Origin of the sequence: Streptococcus vicugnae (genome assembly GCF_016461705.1) — a bacterium.
Taxonomy (GTDB): domain Bacteria; phylum Bacillota; class Bacilli; order Lactobacillales; family Streptococcaceae; genus Streptococcus; species Streptococcus vicugnae.
On sequence record NZ_JAEMHW010000002.1, the window covers coordinates 681,524 to 687,837 of the forward strand.

At 37.1% G+C, this 6,314-nt stretch carries 7 protein-coding genes and 7 tRNA genes; 4 read left to right on the top strand and 10 right to left on the bottom strand.

Annotation, left to right across the window (positions count from 1 at the left end; all coding sequences use genetic code 11):
- Nucleotides 1–2: 2 nt before the first annotated feature.
- Nucleotides 3–734, top strand: coding sequence for a nicotinamide riboside transporter PnuC (gene pnuC, locus JG537_RS06890; protein WP_199544521.1), 732 nt, complete (start codon nt 3–5; stop codon nt 732–734).
- A gap of 83 nt (nt 735–817) precedes the next feature.
- Here the strand turns inward: pnuC and JG537_RS06895 are convergent, their stop codons facing one another.
- The 3 genes from JG537_RS06895 to JG537_RS06905 form a co-directional block, all read right to left on the bottom strand.
- Nucleotides 818–1,390 carry a GNAT family N-acetyltransferase gene (locus JG537_RS06895; RefSeq protein WP_132869427.1) on the bottom strand — a complete coding sequence of 191 codons (573 nt, stop codon included), beginning with the start codon at nt 1,388–1,390 and terminating at the stop codon, nt 818–820.
- 136 nt (nt 1,391–1,526) lie between these two features.
- Entirely contained in the window at nt 1,527–2,879 is a 1,353-nt protein-coding gene (rlmD, locus tag JG537_RS06900; protein WP_132869425.1) for a 23S rRNA (uracil(1939)-C(5))-methyltransferase RlmD, read from the bottom strand.
- Nucleotides 2,879–3,781 carry an aldo-keto reductase family protein gene (locus JG537_RS06905; protein WP_246454340.1) on the bottom strand — a complete coding sequence of 301 codons (903 nt, stop codon included), beginning with the start codon at nt 3,779–3,781 and terminating at the stop codon, nt 2,879–2,881. Before JG537_RS06905 ends, rlmD begins: the two co-directional genes overlap by 1 nt.
- Before the next feature lie 59 nt (nt 3,782–3,840).
- Here JG537_RS06905 and recX point away from each other — a divergent pair, with 59 nt between their 5' ends.
- From recX to JG537_RS06920, 3 genes are all read left to right on the top strand, one after another.
- Nucleotides 3,841–4,617, top strand: a complete 777-nt coding sequence (recX, locus tag JG537_RS06910; protein WP_199544523.1) for a recombination regulator RecX — start codon at nt 3,841–3,843, stop codon at nt 4,615–4,617.
- Between the two features lie 85 nt (nt 4,618–4,702).
- Entirely contained in the window at nt 4,703–5,236 is a 534-nt protein-coding gene (ntdP, locus tag JG537_RS06915; RefSeq protein WP_199544524.1) for a nucleoside tri-diphosphate phosphatase, read from the top strand.
- 53 nt (nt 5,237–5,289) lie between these two features.
- Nucleotides 5,290–5,601 (top strand): DUF960 domain-containing protein, encoded by a 312-nt coding sequence (locus JG537_RS06920; protein ID WP_132870052.1) that lies wholly within the window; start codon nt 5,290–5,292, stop codon nt 5,599–5,601.
- 54 nt (nt 5,602–5,655) lie between these two features.
- On the opposite strand, the gene JG537_RS06925 is transcribed toward JG537_RS06920, so the two are convergent.
- The 7 genes from JG537_RS06925 to JG537_RS06955 all read right to left on the bottom strand — a co-directional run bounded on the left by JG537_RS06925 (nt 5,656) and on the right by JG537_RS06955 (nt 6,263).
- Nucleotides 5,656–5,727, bottom strand: a tRNA-Glu gene (locus JG537_RS06925).
- An 11-nt stretch (nt 5,728–5,738) separates the two neighbouring features.
- A tRNA-Ile gene (locus JG537_RS06930) sits at nt 5,739–5,812 on the bottom strand.
- 27 nt (nt 5,813–5,839) lie between these two features.
- Nucleotides 5,840–5,912, bottom strand: a tRNA-Thr gene (locus tag JG537_RS06935).
- A 14-nt stretch (nt 5,913–5,926) separates the two neighbouring features.
- A tRNA-Leu gene (locus tag JG537_RS06940) sits at nt 5,927–6,008 on the bottom strand.
- A 9-nt stretch (nt 6,009–6,017) separates the two neighbouring features.
- Nucleotides 6,018–6,090, bottom strand: a tRNA-Lys gene (locus JG537_RS06945).
- 3 nt (nt 6,091–6,093) lie between these two features.
- Nucleotides 6,094–6,166: transfer RNA gene (locus JG537_RS06950), tRNA-Asp, on the bottom strand.
- Nucleotides 6,167–6,190: 24 nt separating this feature from the next.
- Nucleotides 6,191–6,263 (bottom strand) — tRNA-Val (locus JG537_RS06955).
- Between the last annotated feature and the right edge of the window lie 51 nt (nt 6,264–6,314).

Sequence of the window (6,314 nt, forward strand, 5' to 3'; positions counted from 1 at the left end):
TTTTGAAAAAACAATTATCACTAAAAGAATCATTTAATAACGCTTGGAATCGTTTTGACCTTAAAGAAAAGATTTTCGTAGTCTTTGCCTTCTTAGTTTCTCTCGGATTTACTCTTTATGGAATGATTCCAACACTCTTCTCAGGAAACCTTAACATTTTGCATGTTCTCTCAATTATCATGTCTATCTTTGGTTTTGTTGGGACATGGACGTTAGCGATTCAGTGGCAACATACCTTTAAAGCCAATGGTATTCAAAATGTTGCTGGGATTTTAGTGGCTGGCATTCAAGGTGTTTACGGTGAAATGTTCAAAAGTTGCTACTACCTTGCAACAGAGTTTATCGGTCATTATAACTGGAAAAAACGCCGCAATGATAATGGTGAATTAGTTGTTGATAAAAAATTCAGTCTAAAAGACGTTCTTATCGCTGTTTTCTTCTGGACATTTGGCTTAGGATTTATTTCTTACTGGATGGGAGGACAAAAAATTGTCCTTGATGCCATCACAAATGGTCTTTCCTTTACTGCCCAACAACGTCAAGTCAAAGGTCACATCGATGGCTACTACATTTGGCTAGTTGTTGATTTGCTCAGTTTCATCCTTTACCTATCTATCGGAAACCCAATTGTTGCCTTCAGTTACCTAGGTATGGTGGCACAAGGTTTCGTAGGAATTATCATCTGGAAGAAGAGCCAAGGACAAGAAAGTCTTGCTCAAGAAACCGTTGCTTAATATAAATCGAAAATCTGGGACATCAATCTCAGATTTTTTTGATATCATCAGCAAACATAGTCAAAAAGCCTAACTCAAAAGAGTTAAGCTTTTTTTGTAATCTCATGAATGGACTTAACTGGTGCAACGTCCGCTCCATGCTCTCCAAGCATTTTTTCCATCCAAATCATGTCATACCAACGGTTGAATTTATAACCCGAATCATGAAATTTTCCAACCAATTGATAACCAAGTGCTCGATGGAATTTCTCGCTTCCATTTGTCAGATAGGCATCTTCGACATCAGTTGAAGCAATACAAGCATTAAGATTGAGGATACCCATTTGAGTTAGATAATCTTCTAACTTTCCATAGATTTGACGTCCTACACCCTTACCACGCGCAGCCTTATCCAGATAAACCGTCGCTTCTGCTGACCAAGCATAAGCAGCTCTAGGATGGAATTTAGAGGCATAAGCATAACCAAGAATCTTGCCATCCTCTTCGGCTACCAAATAAGGATAAAAGGCCATAATTGTACGCATACGAGCTGTAAATTCCTCTAAACTAGGCACATCGTACTCAAATGTAATAGCTGTTTCTTCAACATAATAACGATAAATATCAAGCAGAGCTTTTGCATCATCTAAGCTTGCCAAACGAATCGTAATGGCCATTCTCACAGGTCCTCCAAAAATAATCAATAATTTAGTATAACGATAAAGTAGCCCAGTGTCAAAATAAACATAACACCACTTGTCAAATTCACGATTATTAAAAAACGCAAGGAGCCCCTTACGTTTCATCATTTTCTTATTTCTTGACTAACTTAACAACTGCTTCTGTCCTTGCTGTATGCGGAAACATATCCACTGACTGAATATAATGAACGTCATAAACTTTACTTAATTTTACTAAGTCACGAGCCAACGTTGCTGTATTACATGACACATAAACCATTTTAGCAGGTTGATACTTCAAAATAGTATCTAAAAGCTTATCATCAAGACCTGTACGTGGTGGATCGACGATTAAAGCATCCGCACGATAGCCTTCTTTATACCATTTTGGAATAATCTCTTCTGCACGCCCAGCTTCATAGTGAGTATTATCAAATCCCATACGCTGTGCATTTTTCTTAGCATCAGCAATTGCCTCTGGAATAATATCCATACCACGAACACTTTTTACCTTATCAGCAAAAGCAAAACCAATTGTCCCAACACCACAATATGCATCAATGACATGGTCATTTTCAGTCACATCAAGCGCTGCAACAGCTTGACCATACAAAACTTGTGTTTGTTCAGGATTCAATTGATAAAAGGCACGTGGTGACAAGCTGAATCGGTAATCCAACACCTCTTCAGAAATATCTGCATCACCCCAGATAACTTCTGTTTTTTCGCCATAAATATCGCTTGATTTTGAATGATTATAGTTTACTGCAATTCCTTTAATCTCTTCAAATTCTGCTGTTAAAGCCTTAATCACAGGTGCCAAGAAGATATCGCGGCTAGTGATAAAAATAATTTGAACTTGGTTGCTTGACTTTGCCTTACGAATCATTACAGTTCGAATACCAGCAATCTTGCGTTCATCATAAATAGGAATATGATGCTTTTCTAAAAGTTCTGTCACACGGTTGATAATTGTTTGCGTCAACTCATCTTGTACCAAACAATCCTTGATATCAACAAGACGGTGACTGCCCTCTTCAAAAAGCCCAGCCTTCACATTACCTTTAAAAGAACGTGTCTGGAACTGCAACTTAGCACGGTAATGATAAGGCACTTCCATCCCAAGTGTATGACGAATTTCGAATTTTTCATAACCAGCAGGCTTAAATTTCTTCAATGACTGTGCAATCAAATCGTCTTTAAATTCCAATTGCTTGTCATAACGCAAATGCATGATTTGACAACCACCACATTTTTGATAGATCGGGCATTTTGGTTCCACACGAAATTTTGATTTCTTATTGATTGTAAGCAGCCTAGCCTGCGCAAAATTTCGCTTAACTGAGGTAATCTGACAAAAAATATCTTCCCCCTTCAAAGCACCTGGGACGAAGACTAAAGTCTTCTTATAAAATCCAATTCCTTCACCATTAATTCCCATACGCTTGATTTTCAAAGGAATTTTTTGTTTTACTTTCAAATTCATTAGTGACTAAATATAACTCCTGCTTCTTTCAATTTTTCTAAAGTCGCCTCACCAAACTGAGGTAGGGCTAAAATTTCTGCTTCTGTCCAAACTTGAAAATCTTGCAAATGATAAATATCATGTGCTAGCAAAATATCAATTTGGAATTCTGTTAAAAATTCTAAGGATTCAACTTCTGACTGCCCAACTTTATGCTCTGAAAAATAATCATTCAAGTAAGCTTGTACATAATTTCCAGCAGTCATTAACAAGGGCAAAATGCGATAAAATCCGACATATACCGCTTCTAGACTATCCTTTTGATGAATTCCAGACGCCCCAACAGACATAATATCATCCATTAAAAAATCAGGTGATTGGCAAAAAATAGTAAAATCTTTCACATTTACATTCAAAAGCTCTAGCAAGTGATGAGCCATTTCATCGTGCCCACTCAAAATAGCACCAACTAATAGAGGTACTTCTAATAAAATATCATGTTCATCTGATTTTCCCTTGAAGAAAGCTAGAGCTTTATCGTACTGAGAAGTCAAAATATAGAGAGCCATCATCTCATGGGAACAGGCAAAAAGATCGGATGAATCAAGCTCAAAGACCTCTTCAAATTGCTCAAGAGCTCTTTGATAAAGCCCATTTTGTTTGTATAACATCCCAAGATTTACTTTTGAAAAATAGTAATCTCTCTCTGAAATCTCATTCTTTTCAAAGAGTTCTTGATAATAATCAACACGCTTTTTAAGCTCCGTCAGATCCTCATATAAATTCCAAGTTTCAGAATTTAATGCATCGTCTTCATCTTCCCAAAAATCATCATCACCAGCAATTTCTTCGTGACTAAACTCATCATCACACGCCCTTAAAAAACGATACTCTTCTAAATTAATTATTTTACTATCTCTCACCACATCACCTCCCTATACTTTAATCACTACTATTTTAACATTTTTGTTATAATGAATGTATGAAAATCACTAAAATCGAAAAGAAAAAAAGGCTATATCTTTTAGAAATTGACGAGAAAGATAAACTTTACGTAACAGAAGACACTATTGTTCACTTTATGTTAAGTAAAAATATGGAAATTGACGAAAAAACATTGAAAGATATTCAAAAATATGCTCAATTTTCATATGGTAAAAATCTGGCTCTTTATCAAATTTCCTTCAAACAACGCACTGCAAATGAAGTGAAAACATACCTAGAAAAGAATGAAATTGATAGCCGATACATTCCAACAATCATTGAAAATCTCAAAAAAGAAAACTGGATCAATGATGCTCAATATGTCGAGACATATTTATCACAAAACCTTACATCAGGTGATAAAGGTGGCTATGTTTTAAAACAAAAATTACTTCAAAAAGGAGTTGATGCTCAGCTTATTGACCATCAATTAGCAAATTTAGACTTTTCAGACCTTGCAGAAAAAACAGCTCAAAAACTTTTACGAAAGTACCAAAACAAACTCTCAACAAAAACACTTAAAGATAAAATCATCCAAAATATGATGAACAAAGGTTTCTCTTACTCCGAAGCAAAAAATGCCTTTGAAACACTTGATGTTGAAAAAGATGAAGAGCAAGAATTCGAGCTTTTAAATAAAGAACTTGATAAACAGTATCGAAAATTTAGTAAAAAATATGAAGGTTACGAACTAAACCAACGATTAACACAAGCTCTTGCCCGAAAAGGCTTCTTGTATGACGACATTAAAAGTGCACTTAGAGATTATTTGTGAAATAAATTGCATTTCTAAGTGTCCTTTTTCAGAAAATTATGATAAACTATAACAGATAAGTTTAATTGTAGAAAGTTGGTAAGGCATGAAATTACCTAAGGAAGGCGACTTTATTACAATTCAAAGTTATAAGCATGATGGTAGTTTGCACCGAACATGGCGCGACACTATGGTACTAAAAACAACAGACAATGCTGTTATAGGAGTTAACGATCACACACTAGTAACTGAAAGTGATGGGAGACGTTGGGTTACGCGAGAACCAGCCATTGTTTATTTCCATAAAAAATACTGGTTTAACATTATTGCAATGATAAGAGATAACGGTGTTTCATACTACTGCAATCTTGCTAGTCCATACGTCATGGACGAGGAAGCCCTCAAGTATATCGATTACGATTTAGATGTCAAAGTCTTTGCGGATGGTGAAAAAAGACTACTTGATGTCGACGAGTACGAAATACACAAAGAAGAAATGGGCTACTCTCCAGACATTGATTTTATTTTAAAAGAGAATGTCAAAATACTTGTTGATTGGATTAACAATGAAAAAGGACCATTTTCAGAAGCCTATATTAACATTTGGTACAAACGTTATCTTGAACTTAAGAATCGTTAAAGTTGCGAGCACTCCACAAGGGGTGCTTTTACGCTAAAGGAAGGAGTTACTATATGGCATTTGAAATCAGTAAAGAAAGATACGCTAGTTTTGGCGTAGCAACAAGTCTTCCACATGAAATTATTGATACTTTCTGGGATATTCTTGATAACTACCTCAGAGGTGTCTTCCCACTTGATTCAGTCATTAGATTTCGCTTGACTGAAAATAACGGGAAACTAACTATTAGGTACCAGAATCAAACAAACCAGACAGTAATTTCTTTCGATTACAACTATCCATATGATCCCTATTTTCCAACCATCGTCTACCTTATTGACCAATCTGGAACTGAAACACTGTTACTACCACATGAATTAGATTGAAAAAAAGAAGGCCAAAGCCTTCTTTTTAAACCTTTTAAACAAAAATAAATAAAATAGTCCGTACGGGATTCGAACCCGTGTTACCGCCGTGAAAAGGCGGTGTCTTAACCCCTTGACCAACGGACCATATTAATAAATGGGCACAAGTGGACTCGAACCACCGACCTCACGCTTATCAGGCGTGCGCTCTAACCAGCTGAGCTATGCGCCCTAAGCTAATACTATTAACAAAAGGTTATGCCGGCTACATGACTTGAACACGCGACCCTCTGATTACAAATCAGATGCTCTACCAACTGAGCTAAGCCGGCAACTTCTTATTTAATGCGGGTTAAGGGACTTGAACCCCCACGCCGTTAAGCGCCAGATCCTAAATCTGGTGCGTCTGCCAATTCCGCCAAACCCGCATATTAATATGACCCGTACTGGGCTCGAACCAGTGACCCTCTGATTAAAAGTCAGATGCTCTACCAACTGAGCTAACGAGTCAAACGGTCCCGACGGGAATCGAACCCGCGATCTTCGCCGTGACAGGGCGACGTGATAACCGCTACACCACGGGACCTTTTGGTTTATATACCATTGTTAATGGGAGTTAACGGGATCGAACCGCTGACCCTCTGCTTGTAAGGCAGATGCTCTCCCAGCTGAGCTAAACTCCCTTTTGCTAAGCGACTACCATATCTAACAGGGGGCAACCCCCAACTACATCA

Coding starts and splice junctions, on each gene's coding strand:
- JG537_RS06895 (WP_132869427.1), bottom strand. CDS start 1,390: ATGGCCATTACGATTCGTTTGGCAAGCTTAGATGATGCAAAAGCTCTG.
- rlmD (WP_132869425.1), bottom strand. CDS start 2,879: ATGAATTTGAAAGTAAAACAAAAAATTCCTTTGAAAATCAAGCGTATG.
- recX (WP_199544523.1), top strand. CDS start 3,841: ATGAAAATCACTAAAATCGAAAAGAAAAAAAGGCTATATCTTTTAGAA.
- ntdP (WP_199544524.1), top strand. CDS start 4,703: ATGAAATTACCTAAGGAAGGCGACTTTATTACAATTCAAAGTTATAAG.
- JG537_RS06920 (WP_132870052.1), top strand. CDS start 5,290: ATGGCATTTGAAATCAGTAAAGAAAGATACGCTAGTTTTGGCGTAGCA.